This window comes from Luteimicrobium xylanilyticum (assembly GCF_009429125.1).
Classification (GTDB): domain Bacteria; phylum Actinomycetota; class Actinomycetes; order Actinomycetales; family Cellulomonadaceae; genus Luteimicrobium; species Luteimicrobium xylanilyticum.
The window spans coordinates 2,563,200-2,581,812 of the sequence record NZ_CP045529.1 but is presented as its reverse complement, the minus strand read 5'-3'; the positions used below and the strand labels follow the sequence as shown (position 1 = coordinate 2,581,812).

The following is an 18,613-nucleotide window of genomic DNA, read 5'->3' as shown; positions in this document are numbered from 1 at the left end:
TGGTGGTGTCACGGTCCGAGGTGTGGTTCGACGTGGCGCTCGTAGCGCTCGAGCACCGTCGCAGCGGTCGCGTCGACGTCCGCGCGCCAGACGTCCTCGTTGAAGATCTCGGTCTCGACGTCGCCGCGGTATCCGGCGGCGGCGACCCACCGGGTGACGGCAGCGAAGTCGACGTACCCGTCCCCGACGTGCCTCCGGGAGAGGAGCGCGTCCGGCGCGAGGGGGAGCGCCCAGTCACAGACCTGGTAGGAGGAGATCCGCTCTTCGGCGCCCGCCCGTGCGACCTGCGCCGCCAGCTCCGGGTCCCACCACACGTGGTAGGTGTCGATGACGACGCCCACGACGGACGGAGGGAACGGCGCAGCGAGGTCGAGCGCCTGACCGAGCGTGGAGAGCACGGCCCGGTCCGCGGCGAAGAGAGGGTGGAGCGGCTCGAGCGCCAGCCGCACCCCGTGCGCGGCGGCGAACGGGACGAGGTCCGCGAGCCGGTCGGCTGCGCGGACCCGGGCGGCGACGAGGCCACGGTCGGCACCCGGTGCCGGTGGCCCTCCCGGCGTCGAGCCGGGCAGCCCCCCGAGGACCATGACCAGCTCGCTCGTGCCGACGGCCGCGGCCTCCTCGACGGCGCGCTTGTTGTCGTCGAGCGCCGCGGTGATCCCCGCATCGTCGTCCGCCGTGAGGAATCCTCCGCGGCAGAGCGAGGAGACGCGCAGCCCGGCCTCGGCGACGATCCGGGCGGCCGTCCGCGGGCCCGTCTCCTGAACCTGGTCGCGCCACAGCCCGACGGCGGCGAACCCTGCCCGCGACGCAGCGGCGACGGCCTCGGCGAGGGACGCGTGCTTGACCGTCGCCGTGTTCAGGGAGCTGCGCGGACGGGCCGCGACCGCGGACGTCTCGGCGCTCACCGGGGCACCCCGTTGACGGCGAGGAAGGCGTCGAGGCGGTGGACCGCGAGCGAGGGGTCGAGGAGCAGCCCGGCCTCCCCGGCGAGCCTGAACACGTCGACCAGGTGAGGCACGCTGCGTCCGCCGTGCAGGCCGCCGACGAGCTGGAAGCCCGGCTGGAAGCCGTTGAGCCAGGCCCAGAAGGCGATCCCGGTCTTGTAGAAGAAGGTCGGCGCCTCGAAGACGTGGCGGCCGAAGGCCTGCGTCGAGGCGAGAACGGCCCGGCCGCCCTCGACGTCGCCTGCGTCGATGGCCTGGAGGGCGGTCGACGCTGCGGGGTAGATCGCCGCGAACACACCGAGGAGCGCGTCGGAGTGTCCCTCGGCGTCGCCCGCCACGAGCTCGGGGTAGTGGAAGTCGTCGCCGGTGTAGACGCGGACGCGGCCACCGTCGGCCGGAAGCGCATCGAGCCGGCGGCGCAGGTCGCGCTCGTGGGCGGCGTCGAGCAGCGAGACCTTGACCCCGTCGACGCGCGCCTGGTGACGGCGCACGAGCTCGACGAACGTGTCGGTCGCGGTCGCGAGGTCGTCCGAGCCCCAGTAGCCGGCCAGCGCCGGGTCGAACATCGTCCCCAGCCAGTGCAGGATCACGGGCCCTTCGGCGTGCTGCAGGACGTCGTCGTAGACGACGAGGTAGTCGTCGGCCGACCGGGCGACCCGGGCGAGCGCGCGGGACGCCATGACGATGACCTGTGCGCCGGCCGCCTGCACCATGTCGAGCTGCTCGCGGTACGCGTCGGAGACGGCGCGGAGGCCGGCCGCCCCGTCGGGGACGGCGGCGAGGTCGAGCTGGTCGGTGCCCGCGCCGCACGCGATCCGGCCGCCGACGCTGCGCGCCTCGGCCGCGGACCGCCGCACGAGCTCCTGAGTCGTAGCCCAGTCCAGTCCCATGCCGCGCTGCGCGGTGTCCATCGCGTCCGCGACGCCGAGGCCGTAGGACCAGATCCGGTGCCGCGCCGCGAGCGTCGTGTCCCAGTCGACAACGGCCGGCGCGCCGGGCACGTTCGCGGCCCCGACGACGGGGACGACGTGCGCCGCCGCGAAGGCAATCCTCGAGGTGATGGGGCTGTGCGGCGTCGTCCAGGGGCCCGGCTCGCCGAGCTCGACCCCGGTCCAGCCGGCGGGACGACCGGTCGCGTCGAAGTCGGGGAGGGCGACGCGGGTCACAGCACGATCTCCGGGACGTCGAGGCGACGGCCCTCGGCGGACGACCGCAGGCCGAGCTCGGCGAGCTGGACGCCGCGAGCTGCCGACAGCAGGCCGAAGCGGTGTTCCCGTCCGGCGGCGACGTCGCGGAGGAACTCCTCCCACTGCAGCCGGAACCCGTTGTCGAGGTCGGCGTTCGCGGGAACCTCGAGCCACTGGTCGCGGAACGGCTCGGTGACCGGGAGGTCGGGGTTCCAGACGGGCTTGGGGGTGTGCGCCCGCTGCTGGGCGACGCACCGTCGCAGGCCGGCGACGGCCGAGCCGTGCGTGCCGTCGACCTGGAACTCGACGAGCTCGTCGCGGAAGACCCGGACCGCCCAGGAGGAGTTGATCTGGGCCACGACCGGGTCACCGTCGGGGGTCTCGACGTCGAAGATCCCGTAGGCGGCGTCGTCGGCCGTGGCGGCGTACTCCCGGCCCTGCTCGTCCCACCGGAACGGGATGTGGGTCACGGCGCGCGCGGTCACGGTGCGGACCCGGCCGAGGATGCCCTCGAGCACGTAGTTCCAGTGGCAGAACATGTCCGTCGTGATCCCGCCCCCGTCCTCGGCGCGATAGTTCCAGCTCGGCCGCTGAGCGGCCTGGTGATCGCCTTCGAAGACCCAGTAGCCGAACTCGCCGCGCAACGAGAGGATCCGACCGAAGAACCCCTCGTCGACCAGCCGGCGCAGCTTGACCAGCCCCGGCAGGTAGAGCTTGTCGTGGACCACGCCGCAGGTGACGTCCGACGTCGCCGCGAGCCGGGCGAGGTCGACCGCCTGGTCCAGGGTCTCGGCGGTCGGCTTCTCCGTGTATACGTGCTTGCCCGCCTTGATCGCGGCCGTCAGGGCGTCGTACCGCCGTGAGGTGACCTGCGCGTCGAAGTACACGTCGACCTCGGGGTCCGCGAGCACCGCGTCCACGTCCGTGGTCCACCGCTCGACGCCGTGACGCCGCGCGAGCTCGGACAGCCGGTCGGCGTCGCGCCCGACGAGGACCGGCTCGACCTGGAGCAACGAGCCGTCGGGGAGCCGGACACCGCCGTCGTCGCGGATCGCCAGGATCGACCGCACCAGGTGCTGCCGATACCCCATCCGGCCGGTGACGCCGTTCATCGCGACGCGGAGGACTCGGGCGCCGGGGCTGAGTCCGGGCGCGGGGGAGGACGGGCTCTTCGTCATGGCGGTCTCCTCGGTGAGTGACGACGGCGTGGTTGGGAATGCGCTTTCCCGAACCCTAGGGGGGACTGCTCCGAGGCGTCAAGGAAGGATCAGGCGCGTGACGGCGTCGACTCGCGGAGCACGACCTGGCCCTCGATGAGCGCGTCACGCGCGGTGCCCTCGTCGAGAGCAGCGCGCAGCGCGGCCCGCCCGACCTCCTCGAGCGGCAGATGCACCGTGGTGAGCGCGGGATGGACGTCACGCAACGTGGGGATGTCGTCGAAGCCGGCGACGGCGACGTCGTCGGGCACGTGCAGGCCGTGCTCTCTCAGCGCCGCCATCGCACCCATGGCCATGACGTCGTTGCCGGCTACCACGACCTCCGGGAGCCCCCTGCGCAGCAGCTCCAGGGTGCCGTCGTGACCACCGTCGCGCGTGAAGTCGGTACGGACGACGACGGGGTGCTCGGCCTCGCCGCCCAGTCCTTCGAGCAGGCCGTCGAGCCGGAGCTGCGCCGTCAGGTGTCCCTCGGGCCCCGTCAGCAGACCGAACCTCCGGTAGCCGATCCCGTGCAGCGCGCGGGCAAGCGCTGCCGCCGCAGTGCGGTTCTCGATCTCGACGACGGGCAGGTCGCCCAGGGGCGCACCGACGACGGCGACCGCGCCCCCGTCGCCGCGGTAGGCGCGGAGCGCGTCGAGGAGCCTCGCGTCGGTGGCCCCGCCGTCGAGCCTGCTCCCGGCGACGACGATCGCGCGGGCGCGTTGCCGTCGTAGCAGGTGCACCAGCTCGATCTCGCGTTCTGCCCGGTGTCCCGTGATCGCGAGCGTCACCATGAGCCCACGTTCGTCCGCCAGCGACGTCACCCCTGCTGCGATCCCGGCGAAGTACGGGTCCGCGACGTCGTGCACCAGGAGGCCGACCGAGGTCGTGCGGCCCCTGGCCATGGCCTGCGCGTTGGCGTCAGGCATGTAGCCGAGCCGTCGGGCGGCGTCCACCACCCGGTCGCGCAGTGCTGCACCGACCGTGCGTGTGGAGCTCCCGTTGATCGCCCGCGAGGCCGTGGCGAGCGAGACGCCGGCCTCTCGGGCGACGTCGGCGAGCGTCACCGGTCCGGGCACGTGCCTCACCCTACTGGAGCTCGCTGCCCGCGACCTCGGTCGTCCCGGGGCCGGCGACGACGATCTCGACGGCCGCCTCGGCAGCGGCGTCACGGACGTCCGTGGGCGGCTCCTCGTCCGTGACCAGGACGTCGAGCGCCGCGAAGTCGCAGATGCGCGCGAACGTCGGCCGCCCGAGCTTGCTGCCGTCGGCGACGACGACGACCTGCCGCGCCGCCTCGGCCAGCAGCCGGCTGACCTCGGCCTCGGTGTCGCGGACCGTGGTCGCGCCGTGCTGCGGACTCAGTCCGTCGACGCCCAGCACCGCCGTGTCCAGCACGAAGTTCTGCAGCGTCTCGCGGACGACCGGTCCGACGAGCTCGTACGACTGCTGGCGCGCGACGCCTCCGGTCACGACCGTGCGGACCGACCCCCGGGGGGCGAGCTCGAACGCGATGTTGAGCGCGTTCGTGACGACCGTGACGCCCGGCTCGCCGTCGTCGAGCGCGAAACGCCCGGAGCGGCCGAGCTCACGCGCGACGGCGGCCGTGGTCGTCCCGCCGTTGAGGCCCACCGTCTGGCCGGGGGAGACGAGCGCCGCGGTGGCGCGTGCGATCGCCAGCTTGGCTGCGGTGTTCCTGGAGGTCTTGTACTCCAGAGGCAGCTCGTAGCCGGGGCCGATCGCGGTCGCGCCGCCGTGCGTGCGCACGACGAGCCGCTGGTCGGCGAGCGTCGACAGGTCTCGGCGTGCGGTCGCTGCCGAGACGTCCAGGGCCTCGCTGATCTCCGCGATCGTCACGGAGCCGCGTCGCGTGACGAGCTCGAGCAGTGCCGAGAGCCGACTGTGGTGCGCCATGAGCAGCAATCCTACGAGTCAGGTGGTGCGCGCGAAAGTGCGCAGAAGAAGGGTGGCAAGATCAAAAACAAGCAGCTATGGTGAGCGAACCAATCACGCCGATGTCAGGAGGCACCCGTGACCGCATCCTTCGTTGCCGAGGAACTTGCCAGCCAGCCGGCCTGCTGGCGGGAGGCCTCTCGCCGTGCCGCAGGGCTAGGGACGGTCCTTCCCGAGCGCGGGCAGCGCGTCGCCGTCGTGGGCTGCGGCACGAGCTGGTTCGTCGCGATGAGCTACGCCGTGGCACGCGAGCAGGCAGGCCACGGGGTCACCGACGCGTTCGCGGGTTCCGAGTACCCGATCGACCGCGAGTACGACCTGGTCGTCGCCATCTCTCGCTCCGGCACCACGACGGAGATCGTCGATCTGCTCGGGGCGCTCGGAGACCGGCGCACCCTGCTGCTCACCGCCGTGGAGGACAGCCCGGCCGCCGCGGCAGCCGGCGCGACGATCGGCCTTCCGTTCGCCGACGAGCGGTCGGTGGTCCAGACCCGGTTCGCCACCACCGCGCTCGCGCTGCTGCGTGCCGGGCTGGGGCACGACGTCGAGGCGCTCGCCGAGCAGGCCCAGCGCGCGCTCGAGATTCCCGTCACCGAGCTCGTCGGGCACACGCAGGTGACGTTCCTGGGACGCGGACCCGCAGTCGGCCTGGCGCAGGAGGCCGCGCTCAAGACGCGCGAGGCGGCCCAGTTCTGGGCCGAGGCGTACCCGGCGATGGACTATCGGCACGGCCCGATCGCGATCGCCGAGCCCGGACGCCTCGTGTGGTCGCTCGGTCCCGCGCCGGCCGGTCTGCCGGACGACGTCGCCACCACCGGGGCGACCTTCGTCTCGCACGACCTCGACCCGATGGCTGGGCTCGTCGTGGTCCACCGCTTCGCGGTCGCACTCGCCGAGAGCCGTGGGCTGGATCCCGACCGCCCGCGTTCGCTGACCCGTTCCGTGATCCTCGCCTGATGACGGCGACCGCCGTGGCAGCCGACGCCGTCCTCGGCATCGACGTGGGGGGGACCACCGTCAAGTGGAGGCTCGCGACGTCGGACGGCCGGGTCCTCGCGGAGGACCGGCTGCCGACGCGCGCACCCGATCCCGACGCTCGCCTGCTCGCCCAGGACGTCGTCGCGGTGGCGCGGGCCGCAGGAGAGCACGCGCGCTTCGGCGCCGTCGGACTCGCGGTCCCGGGGATCGTCGACGACCACGCCGGGGTCGGGCTCCTCTCGGTCAACATGGGCTGGCGTGACGCCGCGGTCGCGGACCTTGCCCGCGCTGCGCTGGTCGAGGCAGGACACGACGTGCCCCTCGCCGTCGTGCAGGACGTGCGCGCCGGCGCGCTCGCCGAGGCCGCCGACCTCCCGGACACGGAACCGGCCGACGCGCACGGGGCCGACCTGTGCGCGTTCGTGCCTGTCGGGACCGGCGTGGCGGCCGCCCTCGTGCGGGGTGGACGGCCAGCGGACCCCTCTCCCTGGGCCGGCGAGATCGGACAGGTGATGATCCCTTCCGGCCCGCACGCCGGGCTCCGGGTCGAGGACGTCGCGTCGGCGTCCGCGATCGCTCGACGGGGCGGCGCGCCCGACGCACGCGCCGTCGCCGACCGCGTCCGTGCCGGAGACGCCGTGGCCGCGGCGGCCTGGGCGGACGGTGTGGACGTCCTCGCACAGTCCCTGGCGTGGTTGACCGCAGCCACGGGGTGCGACCGCGTCGTCGTCGGTGGCGGTCTCGTCGGGGCAGGGGGCCTCCTGCTCGATCCGCTCCGCGAACGACTCGCGAACCACCTCAGCGGATGGCGGGTGCCGCGGGTCACCGCAGCACGGCACGGGGCGTCCGCCGGTGTCGCCGGGAGCGTCCTCGTCGCCCGTGGCCTGCGCGCGCCGACGACGCAGGGGGTGCCGGCATGACCGGCCGTGTCGTCGTCGTGACGCCCAACCCGGCCGTCGACGTGACGTACGACGTCGACCGGCAGCTGGTCGGGGAGACGCTTCGGGTCCGCGAGGTCCGACGACGGCCCGGGGGCAAGGGCGTGAACGTCGCACGGGTGCTCGTGTCGGCCGGCGTCGACTGCACCAGCGTGCTGCCGCTGGGCGGCGAGACGGGACGGTGGGTGCGCAGCTCGCTCGTCCGGGCGCGCGTGGATCTCGCTGCCGTCGAGATCGGCGCCGCGACCCGCACGACCGTCACCGTCGTCGACGGTGCGCAGCACCCCACGATCCTGACCGAGCCCGGGCCGCACGTCGAGGCCGACGAATGGGCGCACGTCGACCGGGTGGTGGCCCGGGTGCTCGTCGGTGCTGCCGCGCTCGTCGTGTCCGGCTCCCTGCCGCCCGGCGCAGACCCGCGGCTCGTCGCCAGGTGGGTCCGCCAGGCACGCGAAGCCGGCGTGCCCGCCTTCGCCGACGTGTCGGGAGCTGCCCTCGTGGCCGCCGCGTCGGCCGGTGCCGTGCTCAAGCCCAACGCGCACGAGATCTGCGAGGCCACGGGCGCTCCGGACGAGGCAGCGGGCGCGATGGAGCTGCTCGAGCGCGGCGCGGCCTGCGTCGTCGTCTCGCGCGGCAGCGAGGGCCTCGTCGCGCGGACGCCCTCGCGGACGGTGGTCGTCCCTGCCGTGGCGGGCATCTCCGGCAACCCGGTCGGTGCGGGTGACGCCGCCACGGCCGGGCTGGTGCGCGCCACGCTCGCCGGCGCCGACCTCGCGGACGCGCTCCGTCAGGCCGCGGCGTTCGGTGCGGCCGCCGTGCTCAGCCCGGTCGCCGGTGAGGCCGACGCGGCCGTCGCCCACAGCCTTCTCGACCGCATCCCGTCCAGCCACGAAGGGGCATCCCTCCCATGACCACCACGCTCGCATCGTTCACCGACACCTTGCGCACCGCCCGCGACGACGGTCGAGGCGTCGGCGCCTTCAACGTGATCTGCCTCGAGCACGCCGAGGGGATCGTCACGGGCGCCCAGGAGGCACGCAAGCCGGTCGTCCTCCAGATCAGCCAGAACTGCGTGGAGTACCACGGTGCGCTCGCACCGATCGTGCGCGCGACCCAGCTGGCCGCCCGGGAGTCGGACCAGGACGTGCTCGTGCACCTCGACCACGTCGAGGATCCGGAGCTCGTGCTCGCGGGGATCGATCTCGGGGTCGACAGCATCATGTTCGACGGCTCGAGGCTGCCCTACGAGCAGAACGTCGCCGAGACGGCGCGGCTCGCGGCGCTCTGCCACGCGGCCGGCATCGGCGTCGAGGCGGAGCTCGGCGAGGTCGGCGGCAAGGACGGCGTGCACGCACCGGGAGCGCGGACCGATCCCGACGAGGCCGTCGCGTTCGTCGAGGCGACGGGGGTGGACGCGCTCGCGGTAGCGGTCGGCACGTCGCACGCGATGCGCGAGCGTGTGGCTGCGGTGGACCGCGACCTGATCCGGCATCTGCGGGCGTCGGTGCCCGTCCCGCTGGTGCTCCACGGCTCGTCGGGGCTGTCCGACGACGAGCTGCGAGCCGCGGTCGGCTGCGGGATGACGAAGGTCAACATCTCGACCCACCTGAACGCCATCTTCACCGACGCGGTCCGGGACGTCGTCGTCGGCGACCAGCACCCGGCCGACCCGAGGCGCTATCTCGGGCCGGCGCGTTCCGCCCTGGCGGGAGAGGTCGCCCGCCTCCTCCTGCTGCTCGCCGGCCCTCGCTGACCGGTCCGGCTGCGGCCCCGCGCGTGCGGGGCCGCAGCCGTCAGCCGGCGATCGAGTCCCAGCCCGGCGGCGCGAAGGCGTCCTGCGGGTCGTCGGCGAGCGGACGAAGCTGACCGGCGCCGACCACCGGGAGCCCTGCACCGTCGGCAGCACCACGCACGTGGCGGCCGAACCATCGCGCCAGCCGGTCGCGGAGCTGTGCCACGGTCGCCGCGCGGACCGGGTCGTCCACCAGGTTACTGCGCTCGCCGGGGTCGGCGGCCAGGTCGTAGAGCTCGTGCGGGCCCGACGGGTGGCGGTGCACGTACTTCCAGGTGTCGGTCCGGATCATCCGGACGGGTCCGTACTCGTCGTGCACCACGACTTCGCGGTCTGGCTCAGCCGGCGCCCCTCCCGTCAGGAGCTGAGCGAAGCTGCGGCCGGGCCCCGACTCGAACGGCGAGTGCGGCAGCCCGGCGAGCTCGAGGAGGGTGGCGGCGACGTCGTACCCGGAGAGCAGCTCGGTCAGGACCTGTCCCCTCTCGACCCGTCCGGGCAGGTGGAAGATGGCCGGAACCTTGACCGAGCTGTCGTACATGTTCTGGGGATAGGTGCCGTTGCCCTTGCCCCAGATGCCGTGATGCCCGCAGCTGAAGCCGTTGTCGCTCATGAACACGACGACGGTGTCCTCGGCCCGGCCCGACTCGGCCAACGCCCCGAGGATGCGGCCGATCGCCTCGTCCATCGCGGTCACGGCCGCGAAGTACCCCACGAGCGCGGCACGGGTGTCACGTTCCCCGCCGATCGGGACGCCGTCGACGAGCGGGGTCCACGGGTGCAGAGGCTCCTGGGGGCACGTCGCGAAGGCACAGTCCGCGTAGAGGTCCTCGAAGCGAGCCGGATGCTGCCCGGCGAACGGCTTGTGGGGAGCGGTGAACCCGACCTGGAGGAAGAAGGGGCGGTCGTCGGGCTGCGTGCGCACGAACTCGATCGCGTCGTCGGCGATCACGTCCGTCACGTAGTCCGTCACGTGCACGCGCTCGGCCAGGCCCGTCTTCTCCGACACCCGAAAGAAGGTCGCGTCGTGGTAGGGCGACCCTCCTCCTTCTAGCGCGAACCAGTGCGTGAAGCCGGGACCGGGCACGTCCGAGGTTCCGAGGTGCCACTTCCCGGACAGTCCCACGCGGTACCCGGCCTCGGCGAACGACTCGGTCACGAGGGGCACGTCGGCCAGGTACGGCGGTGCGCCGGGACCCGAGTCCTGTCCCGCGAGGTAGTCGTGCACGCCGTGCACCGACGGGATGGTCCCAGAGAGCAGGCTCGCGCGCGCCGGCGAGCACACCGGGGACACGCAGAAGAAGTTCTCGAGCCTCGTCCCCTCGGCAGCCAGCCCGTCGAGCGTCGGCGTGATGATCTCCTCGTTGCCCGCGCACCCGAGCGCCCAGGGGCCCTGGTCGTCGCTCAGCAGGACGAGGACGCTGGGGTGGTGTGCCCGCGGCCCGCTCACAGCCGGACCACGACGGTCTGCGTCGCCCCCTCCGCACCGTCGAGACCGGCGAAGGTGAGCGTGAGGCGGCGCCCACGCGTCGTCGCGGACGTCACCGTCGACGGTGCCGAGACGACGGCGCGCACGGCGTGCTCCCACGTCACGACGAGGTTCGCCGCCGAACGGGTCGGATCGGCGAGGCAGAGCGTCGCCGTCCCGGCCCGGCGGTCCACCCGCACCAGCAGGGCGCAGGCCGCGGAGGCGCGGAGCGCGCCGGCATGCCCCGCCGTCCAGAACGTCGCCGCGGTCGTCCCGAGCAGCGGCAGCTCGATCCCGTGCGCGGTCGCGTCCTTCGCCGTGACCCGGACCCGGCTGAGCGCGCGGGCCACCCCGGCGCGCCGGCCCGCACCGGGCATCAGGACGTAGCCGTACGAAGCATCCGTCGGGTCGACGCCGTGCTTGAGGTGCAGCGCCGCGTGCTCACGAGTCAGTGGTGGCAGCGAGGCGTACGCGGCCAGGCTGTCGATGTCGGACCAGGAGCCCGTACGGCTCTCGACGACGGCAGTGACGTCGGTGAGCTCGAGAAAGCCGTAGGACGAGTGGCCGTCGATCGACGCCAGGCGCGCTCGGCGGACGGACCGGCGTCCCGTGATCGCGCGACCGTCGACGCGCAGACGCTGCCCGTCCGTGAGGATGCGGTCGTCGACCACGGTGTCCACCTCGGCGCCGTCGCGAGACGTGATGCCCGACCCGAGGCAGACGATCGCGTCGTCCAGGCAGAACCACGACTTCGCTCCCCGCAACGTGCTGAAGGGCCCCTCCAGCTGGAGCCCGATCGCCGCGTAGGTGCCGTCGCTCGTGCCGCCGGCCCACGGCGACGCCGGATGGGCGTTCGCGTAGGTGCCGCCCTGCCCGTCGGTGAGCGGGAGCACGGACGCGGTGGTCCCGGGGAGCCGGTACGGGTCGACGGTCGGCCAGAAGCCGTCGTCGTAGTGGTCGCTCCACGACGACAGGTACGTCGCGGTCATGCCGTCGCCCGTGTGCCAGCCCCGCAGGTTGTCCCCACCGCCGTTCTCGTAGTAGGCGGTGCGGCTCGACGCGAGGGAGATCGACACGGCCCACCCGTCGCCGCGGTGCACGGCCCGGTCCATCGAGGGGAACAGGAAGTGGCCCGAGGGCTCGTCCGCCGCCACGACCGAGGAGTCCGCGGCCAGACTCGTCGCCACGCTGGTCTTGAGCATCGACCCGGAGTCCGACGCGGGGCGCGCGGACCGCTCGAACCAGCCCTTCGCGACGGCGAGCAGCTCCGTCCCGGTCGCCGTTCCCGCCGCGGCCTGCCCGAGGAGGGCGACGTCGACGGCGGCGGAGAAGCCGTCGTCCCATCCGAGCTCGGTGGGACGTGAGATCGCCCGTCCCCGCACGGCGTCCATCATCACGCCGTCGAAGACGAACGGCCGGAAGCCGTGGAGGGCGGCGTCGTGCACGGTCGCGATCCCGTCGGCATCGATCGAGGCGGTCGACGCGGCGAGCACCCGACCCAGGAGCGCGACGTCCTTGAGCCACACCTCGCCGTAGGTGCCGGTGTACGGCACGCCGACGCCGTCCGCCGTCGTGTGCTGGATCCACCCGTGGTCAGCGTGCAGGCCGTCGCCGGAGCCGACCACCTCGAGGGTGGGGGTGATGGCCCCGACCCCCTGCGCGACCTTGGCGTCGTCGTCGCCCAGCGCGCCGCGGACGATGACGACGCGACACAGGTCGAGGCGGTTGGCACCGGTCGACTCGTGGGGCCCGGCGGTCGCCTGCTGGACGGAGGGGTCGGCGACGAAATGGTCGATCGCCGCGCAGTATGCCGACACCTGCGCCGACGTGAGACGGTCGTAGAGCAGGACCGCCGTGTCCTGGAGGCGCTGGGGCGAACCGATCTGCCAGTCCCACCAGTTGCCGTAGCCCGGCATCTGGCCGGTCGTGCCGGCAGCCGGGCCGTACGGCCCTGCGACCATGAAGTCGAGACCGTCGACCACGGCCGTCGCGAGCTGGTCGTTGCCCGTGCAGTCCGTGCCCGGTGTCGCGACCGCGAGCGCGAGGTCGCGCAGCCGGCCGAGGGACGTGGTGACGTTCGCAGACGCGGAACCGAGCGGCAGATCGGTGAACAGGCTCGTCCTGCCGGCCGACGTGTCGAGGGCTCCCCACGCCGTCGCGGCGTTCTGCGAGAGCGTCGAGAGCGTTCCGGCGAACGCGTCGTCGGTCGCGTCGAAGGGTGCTCCGGTCAGCACGCCCGACCATGCCGCGCGGAGCGCGGCGAGGCTCGTGACCGATGCGTCGCTCCGCGCGAGCGCCTCGGCACGCCCGGCGCGCAGCTGCGCGCAGCCCAGGAGGGCCGCCGCGACGGCGACCCCGGCTCCCTGCACGAAGCGTCGCCTGCTCAGGTCCTGGGGCTGCTGTGGGGTGCCGGTCTCGCTCACGCTGCCACCTCCGTCGGTCGGGGGAGTCGTGGGCCGACCTGCCGCAGGAGCGCCTGCTCCTGGGACGGGATCCGTCCGTCGCCGTCCGGCCCGACGTTGAGCAGCAGGTTGCTGCCGGCGGACCACGCACGCGTGACCGTCGTGACGAGCGACTCCACGTCCTTGTAGTCCTGGTCCTCCGGGCAGTAGCCCCACGTCCTGTTCATCGTGAGGCAGGTCTCCTTCGGGCCGTCCAGCACGGTCGACGTGTTGAAGCCTGCCGTGTTCTCGCCCGGGAGGTCCTGCTCGAAGCCCTGGACGTCCTCGCCCGGCGCGAGGGGCACCGACTTGCGGTTGTTGAGGACGACCGCGTCCGGCTGGAGCCGGTGGATGGTCTCGTAGAGCTCGGGGTAGCCGTACGCACCACCCGGGGCGAACCAGGCGGCGTGCTCACCCGCCCAGGGCGAGTTCGGCCACTCGCCGTCGAACCAGACCTGCGCGAGGGGGCCGTACTGGGTGCACAGCTCCTCGACCTGACCCAGCAGGAATCCCCGGTAGTCCTCCCAGGCGGCGGCGGAGCTCTGTCCGGCACGGAACGACGGATGATGCCAGTCGATCAGCGAGACGTAGGCACCGAGCTTCATGTCCCGGCGCGAGCACGCGTCGGCGAGCTCCGCGAGCGGGTCCCGGGCGAACGGCGTCCGGGTCGCCTTGAAGTCCGACAGCGCGGTGTCGTAGAGGGAGAAGCCCTCGTGGTGCCGGGTGGTCACCGTGACGTACCGCTGGCCGGCCGCCTGCGCGAGCTCGACCCACGCGTCCGCGTCGAACGCGGACGCCTCGAACCTGTCGGCCAGTGCTGCGTACTCCTCCGCGGGGACGCGCGCCTCGAACTGGTGCCACTCGCCTCGCCCGTGCAGGGCGTAGAGGCCCCAGTGGACGAACATCCCGAATCGTGCCGTGCGGTACCAGTCCATGCCCTGGACGGACACCTGTCGTGCGGTCGTCACGATGGCCTTCCCTTTCGTCAGTGGTGGCTCGGCCGGGTCGTCGCGCCGACGGCGCCCGGACGGCTGAGGGTGAGTGTGACCGCGCCGGGGACGAGCTCGCCCTTGCGGGTGAGCTGGCCGCCGTTCGCGCCACCGGCGAACGCGTAGCGGGCGCCGTCGGCCGTCACCGTGAAGGGGACCCAGTCGTGCACCTCGACGGTCCGCCCGCGCACGCGTTCGACGCGCATCGCCCACCCGGACCCGTCTCCGAGCGTGACGCGCAGCCAGGTCCCGTCGAGCGACCCGTCCTGAGGCAGGTTCCGGTCGACAGTGATGGTGTTGCCCCGGTGCGTCAGCGGCCCGGCGTCGCCGGTGCTCGCGCTCGTCGTGGCGACGACGTGGGCGGTGAGGTCGGCCGGAGTCCGCAGCGTCGTGTGCGCCAGGCTCACGCTGCCGCCTCCGTAGGCGTACCCCCAGCGCAGCGCCCCGGTGGCCTTGTCGACGCGAGCGACCGCGACGTGACCGCTGAACGTGACGCCGTCGACCGTGCGCGCCTTGTCGTCGCCGCTGAGATAGACAAGGTCGGTGAAGGATCCGCCGTCCACGACCGCGGTCGTCGTCTGCGGGTCGCCGTCCGGCGCGGGCAGCCAGGTGACGCCTTGCAGCAGCGGGTCCTGCGTCTTGCGCCAGGTCTCGTAGACCGCCCCGTAGAGCGTGGTCTGGTCGGGGGAGACCTTACGGAGGCGCTGGAACTGCCAGTTCGGGTAGTCGTCCTTCTTCGCGGCGTCCTGCAGGGTGCGCCGGTTGGTCGGGATCTTCGAGAAGATCAGCTCGTCGCCCGGCTGCCCGTTCACGTAGGCGCGTACCGAGCTGCCGCTGTCCTTGCCGGTCCAGGTGAAGTTCATGTCCGTGCTGCCGTCCGCGGTCTCGGGGTCCTTCATGAGGTCCCGGTAGTCCGGCAGACCGAAGCTCTTGCCGGCCGCCGCGAGATAGCTCTGCACCGTCTCGCCGTCGTGAGACGTCAAGGGGGTGGAGGACGCGAGGGAGTCGTCCTCCTGCTCGGAGGCACGCAGGAAGTCCTGGTGCGCCTGCCCACCGCGCAAGGTCGACAGGTCGACGGCGTAGGAGCGGTCGCCGGCGATCTTGACGAGCATCACGAGGCGGCGCTTGATCGTGGTGCCGTTGCCCGCAGGCCCGGGGTCCGAGGCCTCGACGAACTCGACGTTGCCGCCGCTCGTGGTCCCCGGGTCGTAGCCGAGGATCGACGACCTCGTCGGCTGACCGGCCTGGTCCGTGTAGTCCGTGTCGTCGGCCGACCAGACCCACGGGACGTTGTGCCCCGCCACGTCCATCTGGAAGTAGCGGTAGTCGGCGGCGCTGTGGGCGTAGCCGACGCCGGGCAGCTGCTCGGTCCCGGCGCCCCAGAGCATGATGTCCAGGTCGCCGGCCTGCTGGTGACCGCCTGCGTACGGTGTCCCCTGCGCGACCTTCGGAGCGTTGAGATGGATCTGCGTCGCATCGGTCGTGTCTCCCTGGGTGAGGGCGTAGTGGCCGTAGTCGTACAGCTCGATGTTGTGCAGGTTCTTCGTGAGGATGGGACTGTCGGCGTCGAACGTCGACAGGTTGTTCGTCCCGACCCAGGTGTCGTTGAGCGGGACCAGCTGGTCGTTGGGCAGGTGCATCGCGGCGTCCACCTTGTCGGCCTGAGCGATCTGGGGGTAGCGGAGCCTGCCCAGGTCGGAGTGGTGCAGCGCCAACCCGTAGGTGGTGTCGCGGTAGCCGCGGGGGTCGGAGAAGTTCTCCTTGATCATCGTGAAGGCCTTCTTCGCCAGACCGGTGACCTGGTCCTGGTACGAGACCGTCGCCTCCTTCCACAGGCCGTCGGCGTAGAACGAGGTCCCGGTGTAGAGGCGGTCCATCTGCGGCACGAAGAGACGGACCATGTCGGGGTCGTCCAGGACGCTCGCCGTGCCCATCACCTGCGCGATGCCGTACGGGTCGATGTTGCCCGTCTCCGACTGGTACAGGTTGTACTGGTTGATCACGGCCTGCCGGAACCAGTCCTCGACGTCACCGCGGACGTCGACGCCCGTCTCGTCGCGGAGCCTGGTCCACTCCCTCGAGGAGTAGAGCACGTCGTACGCGTACACCGCGTCGATCGGGATCGTCTGCTGGGGGCCGAAGCCGGACGTCTCGGGGCTGGCGAAGTAGGGGACGTCGTCGTAGCTCTCGGCGAACTGCTCCATCACGAGGATGGCCGCCCGTGCGTAGGCCGGGTCGTGGTTCTCGGCGTACAGGTGCGCCAACCGCCGGGCGTCCTTCTCGATGTCGGGGTGGTCCGTGAGACCGGTCCGCGCCACGGCCGCCTTCTCCGCCGCGGCGGCAAGCTCGGCGTCGGACATCGCGAGGAGCGGGGCGACGTCGGCCTGCTGTTCGGCGTCCGACTCGTCGGCGATGCTCGACCACTGGCCGTCGCCGAACATGTTCTGCGGGTCCTTGAGCGGGTGCCTCGCACCCGAGCTCGGGTAGTGGCCGACCGCAGCGACCGTGAGGCCCTCCTCGAGCGTCGCCGGTACGAACCAGGCCGTTCCAGGACCTGTGAAGGACAGCTCGACGCGCACGGCGTCGGTCCCCGCGGGGGTCCGCAGGTAGGCCGACTCGTCGGCGAAGGTCGACCCGGAGGTCGTACCCGGGCTCGTGAAGGTCACGTCGGCACCGTCCTTCTGGAGCGCTGCGCCGTCCTCGAGCGCGGTCACCCGGACCTCCGCCCTGGTTCCGGTGCCCGCACCCACGATCCTCACCGCAGAGCGCACGGCGTAGTCGGTACCCGCTTCCACCGGGAAGTCCTTCCAGAGCGAGCCTCCGGTGCCGGCAGCAGCCCCGATCCGGAGCGTCGGAGCTCCGCCCTGGGTGACGGCGTCGTCCTGGCCGAAAGTCGGCGCCGTGGCCGACGAGGCGCGTTCCTGCCACCCGGCGACGGCCTCACCGAGATCGCGGCTGCTGTCGAGGGTCCCGGTGAGGTCGTCGAGGTAGAACCGGCCCGTCGTGCCGCTGCTCCCGGTCTGCGTCACGCGCACGCTCGTCGTGGTGGCCCACGTCCCGCTCGCCAGGATCGGCTGGTCCGTTGCCAAGGCAGCCCCGTCGACCCAGGCGTCGAGCGTGCCCGCGTAGGTGTCCACGACAGCTCTCACGTCGTACCAGCGCCCCGACGCGTAGGAGGTCGACGTGGTCTTCCCGGCCACCGTCAGCCCGCCCTTCGCCGTGAAGGTGAGCACGTTCTGGTACACGGTGGCGCCACCGTCGTCCTTGCCGCTGAGCATGAAGACGGTGCGCTGGTGCGTCGTGTCCTCGAAGTAGACCCTCGCGTGGAGGGTCAGCGCGCCCTGCCAGCTCCCGTACCGGTAGAAGGACTCCGTGGCCGTGCCCGCCGAGGTCAGCTCGAGGCCCTTGCCGTCCCCGTCAGGGTTGGGCGCGATGGCGATCGAGTCGGGGGCCGTCGCGGACGTCGCGAAGCCTCCCAGGGAGCCGTCGTCGAACGTCAGGTCGAACTGGGAGGTCGCTGCGACGGCAGGCGACGTGAGGAGACCGGCCGTGCCTGCGACGACGGCGAGTGCGGCGAGCGTGCCGAGAGCGCGACGGCGAGGGCTGGTCCACGGCTTGCGGTCGGACGGTGCGAGTGCCGGCATCGTGTCCTCCAGGGCTGGTCGGGTGCCGGCCACGGTGACGGCGCCACCGCAGCATGACGGCACTCAACGCGCGTTCGGAAGGAGCAATCAAGACACACTTGCGAGCGAGTGTGTCCACCTCAGCCGAGGCGGTCCCACCAGGTTCGAAACCCGGTCAGGGCGACCTCCAGATCGGGCAGCTCGGGGTGCCAGGCGCGTTCCCACTCGAGGGACCACCAGACGTCGTGGCGTCCTCGCCCGAGAGCGTCCACCGCGCGGACCACGTCGTCGAGGGGGACCGCGCCGTCGCCGACCGTGGTGAGCGGCCCTGACGGCCCCGGCCTCGAGTCCTTCACCTGCACGTACGCGAGGCGTCGGCCCAGCGCGGACGCGGTCGCCGACGGCGCCTCGCCCGCTCGCCAGGGATGCAGGACGTCCCACACGGCAGCGAGGCTGCTCTCGTCGGAAGCTGCGAGGCGGCCGGCCTCGTGGAGGATCCTCGCGACGTCGTGCCCGCGTGGCCGGCTGTCGTGGGTCTCGAGAGCGAGCCGAATCCCGCGCACCCGCGCGGGGGCGGCGGCCTCGGCGATCCGGTGCGCGGCCCGCGCGTCGCCGTCGAGGTCGGCGGGGTCCCCGCCGGGAAAGATCCGCAGGTAGGTGCAGCCGAGCTGTGCCGCGAGGTCGAGGTGGGCGTCGAGGTCGGCCGCGAGCCGCCGGTCGTCGCCGGGCGCGCGGACCCGGACGTAGCTGTCGAGCGCGAGGGCCGTCAGCCCGCGGTCCTCCAGCGCGCGGCGGACGGCGTCGCGGCCGCGCTGCGGGAGCCCGACGTGCACCGGGCCGTCGTCCGAGGCCCGTAGCTCGACCCCATCGACGCCGTGCCGCACGGCGAGGTCGACGACGTCGGAGACCGGGGCGTGCGGGCAGCCGAGGGTGGAGAAGGCGAGTGGCATGGCTCGGACGCTAGCTCACGGCCGCCGTACCGGGGCGTCGAAGGTGCGGGCAACACGATGTTTACATTTGTGCTCGAGAATGTGTCTTCATTGATCACTTTTTGTGTCCCTAGGCTGCCGGCAAGCTCGGGTTGAACGGGCTCGCGGAGCACACGCC

14 protein-coding genes are annotated in these 18,613 nt (G+C 72.6%); 4 read left to right on the top strand and 10 right to left on the bottom strand.

Annotated features, from left to right (window positions below; all coding sequences use genetic code 11):
- Positions 1-8: 8 nt before the first annotated feature.
- The 5 genes from KDY119_RS11495 to KDY119_RS11475 all read right to left on the bottom strand — a co-directional run bounded on the left by KDY119_RS11495 (position 9) and on the right by KDY119_RS11475 (position 5,241).
- Positions 9-905 (bottom strand): sugar phosphate isomerase/epimerase family protein, encoded by an 897-nt coding sequence (locus KDY119_RS11495; protein ID WP_036949505.1) that lies wholly within the window; start codon positions 903-905, stop codon positions 9-11.
- Positions 902-2,110, bottom strand: a complete 1,209-nt coding sequence (locus tag KDY119_RS11490) for a dihydrodipicolinate synthase family protein (protein ID WP_153022333.1) — start codon at positions 2,108-2,110, stop codon at positions 902-904. The genes KDY119_RS11495 and KDY119_RS11490 overlap by 4 nt, the downstream gene beginning before the upstream one ends.
- Positions 2,107-3,309, bottom strand: a complete 1,203-nt coding sequence (locus KDY119_RS11485) for a Gfo/Idh/MocA family protein (protein ID WP_153022332.1) — start codon at positions 3,307-3,309, stop codon at positions 2,107-2,109. The genes KDY119_RS11490 and KDY119_RS11485 overlap by 4 nt, the downstream gene beginning before the upstream one ends.
- Before the next feature lie 89 nt (positions 3,310-3,398).
- A complete protein-coding gene (locus KDY119_RS11480; RefSeq protein ID WP_036950549.1) occupies positions 3,399-4,406 on the bottom strand; it encodes a LacI family DNA-binding transcriptional regulator in 1,008 nt (335 codons plus the stop codon).
- Positions 4,407-4,416: 10 nt separating this feature from the next.
- A complete protein-coding gene (locus KDY119_RS11475) occupies positions 4,417-5,241 on the bottom strand; it encodes a DeoR/GlpR family DNA-binding transcription regulator (RefSeq protein WP_051136463.1) in 825 nt (274 codons plus the stop codon).
- A 117-nt stretch (positions 5,242-5,358) separates the two neighbouring features.
- On the opposite strand from KDY119_RS11475, the gene KDY119_RS11470 reads away from it, so the two are divergent.
- The 4 genes from KDY119_RS11470 to KDY119_RS11455 are packed head-to-tail and all read left to right on the top strand — an operon-like array spanning position 5,359 to position 8,949.
- Positions 5,359-6,237, top strand: coding sequence for an SIS domain-containing protein (locus KDY119_RS11470; protein ID WP_036949509.1), 879 nt, complete (start codon positions 5,359-5,361; stop codon positions 6,235-6,237).
- Entirely contained in the window at positions 6,237-7,178 is a 942-nt protein-coding gene (locus KDY119_RS11465) for an ROK family protein (RefSeq protein WP_153022331.1), read from the top strand. The genes KDY119_RS11470 and KDY119_RS11465 overlap by 1 nt, the downstream gene beginning before the upstream one ends.
- Complete coding sequence (locus tag KDY119_RS11460) at positions 7,175-8,107, top strand: 1-phosphofructokinase family hexose kinase (RefSeq protein ID WP_153022330.1); 933 nt, start codon at positions 7,175-7,177, stop codon at positions 8,105-8,107. Before KDY119_RS11465 ends, KDY119_RS11460 begins: the two co-directional genes overlap by 4 nt.
- Positions 8,104-8,949, top strand: coding sequence for a class II fructose-bisphosphate aldolase (locus KDY119_RS11455; RefSeq protein WP_153022329.1), 846 nt, complete (start codon positions 8,104-8,106; stop codon positions 8,947-8,949). The genes KDY119_RS11460 and KDY119_RS11455 overlap by 4 nt, the downstream gene beginning before the upstream one ends.
- A 40-nt stretch (positions 8,950-8,989) precedes the next feature.
- On the opposite strand, the gene KDY119_RS11450 is transcribed toward KDY119_RS11455, so the two are convergent.
- From KDY119_RS11450 to KDY119_RS11430, 5 genes are all read right to left on the bottom strand, one after another.
- Complete coding sequence (locus KDY119_RS11450) at positions 8,990-10,435, bottom strand: sulfatase family protein (RefSeq protein WP_036949513.1); 1,446 nt, start codon at positions 10,433-10,435, stop codon at positions 8,990-8,992.
- Complete coding sequence (locus KDY119_RS11445; RefSeq protein ID WP_194174189.1) at positions 10,432-12,876, bottom strand: polysaccharide lyase 8 family protein; 2,445 nt, start codon at positions 12,874-12,876, stop codon at positions 10,432-10,434. Before KDY119_RS11445 ends, KDY119_RS11450 begins: the two co-directional genes overlap by 4 nt.
- Complete coding sequence (locus KDY119_RS11440; RefSeq protein ID WP_051136465.1) at positions 12,873-13,862, bottom strand: alpha-L-fucosidase; 990 nt, start codon at positions 13,860-13,862, stop codon at positions 12,873-12,875. The genes KDY119_RS11445 and KDY119_RS11440 overlap by 4 nt, the downstream gene beginning before the upstream one ends.
- A gap of 17 nt (positions 13,863-13,879) precedes the next feature.
- Entirely contained in the window at positions 13,880-17,527 is a 3,648-nt protein-coding gene (locus KDY119_RS11435; protein ID WP_036949515.1) for a hypothetical protein, read from the bottom strand.
- Positions 17,528-17,646: 119 nt separating this feature from the next.
- Complete coding sequence (locus tag KDY119_RS11430; protein ID WP_153022327.1) at positions 17,647-18,456, bottom strand: sugar phosphate isomerase/epimerase family protein; 810 nt, start codon at positions 18,454-18,456, stop codon at positions 17,647-17,649.
- Positions 18,457-18,613 lie beyond the last annotated feature (157 nt).

Coding starts and splice junctions, on each gene's coding strand:
- KDY119_RS11485 (WP_153022332.1), bottom strand. CDS start 3,309: ATGACGAAGAGCCCGTCCTCCCCCGCGCCCGGACTCAGCCCCGGCGCC.
- KDY119_RS11475 (WP_051136463.1), bottom strand. CDS start 5,241: ATGGCGCACCACAGTCGGCTCTCGGCACTGCTCGAGCTCGTCACGCGA.
- KDY119_RS11465 (WP_153022331.1), top strand. CDS start 6,237: ATGACGGCGACCGCCGTGGCAGCCGACGCCGTCCTCGGCATCGACGTG.
- KDY119_RS11460 (WP_153022330.1), top strand. CDS start 7,175: ATGACCGGCCGTGTCGTCGTCGTGACGCCCAACCCGGCCGTCGACGTG.
- KDY119_RS11455 (WP_153022329.1), top strand. CDS start 8,104: ATGACCACCACGCTCGCATCGTTCACCGACACCTTGCGCACCGCCCGC.
- KDY119_RS11435 (WP_036949515.1), bottom strand. CDS start 17,527: ATGCCGGCACTCGCACCGTCCGACCGCAAGCCGTGGACCAGCCCTCGC.
- KDY119_RS11430 (WP_153022327.1), bottom strand. CDS start 18,456: ATGCCACTCGCCTTCTCCACCCTCGGCTGCCCGCACGCCCCGGTCTCC.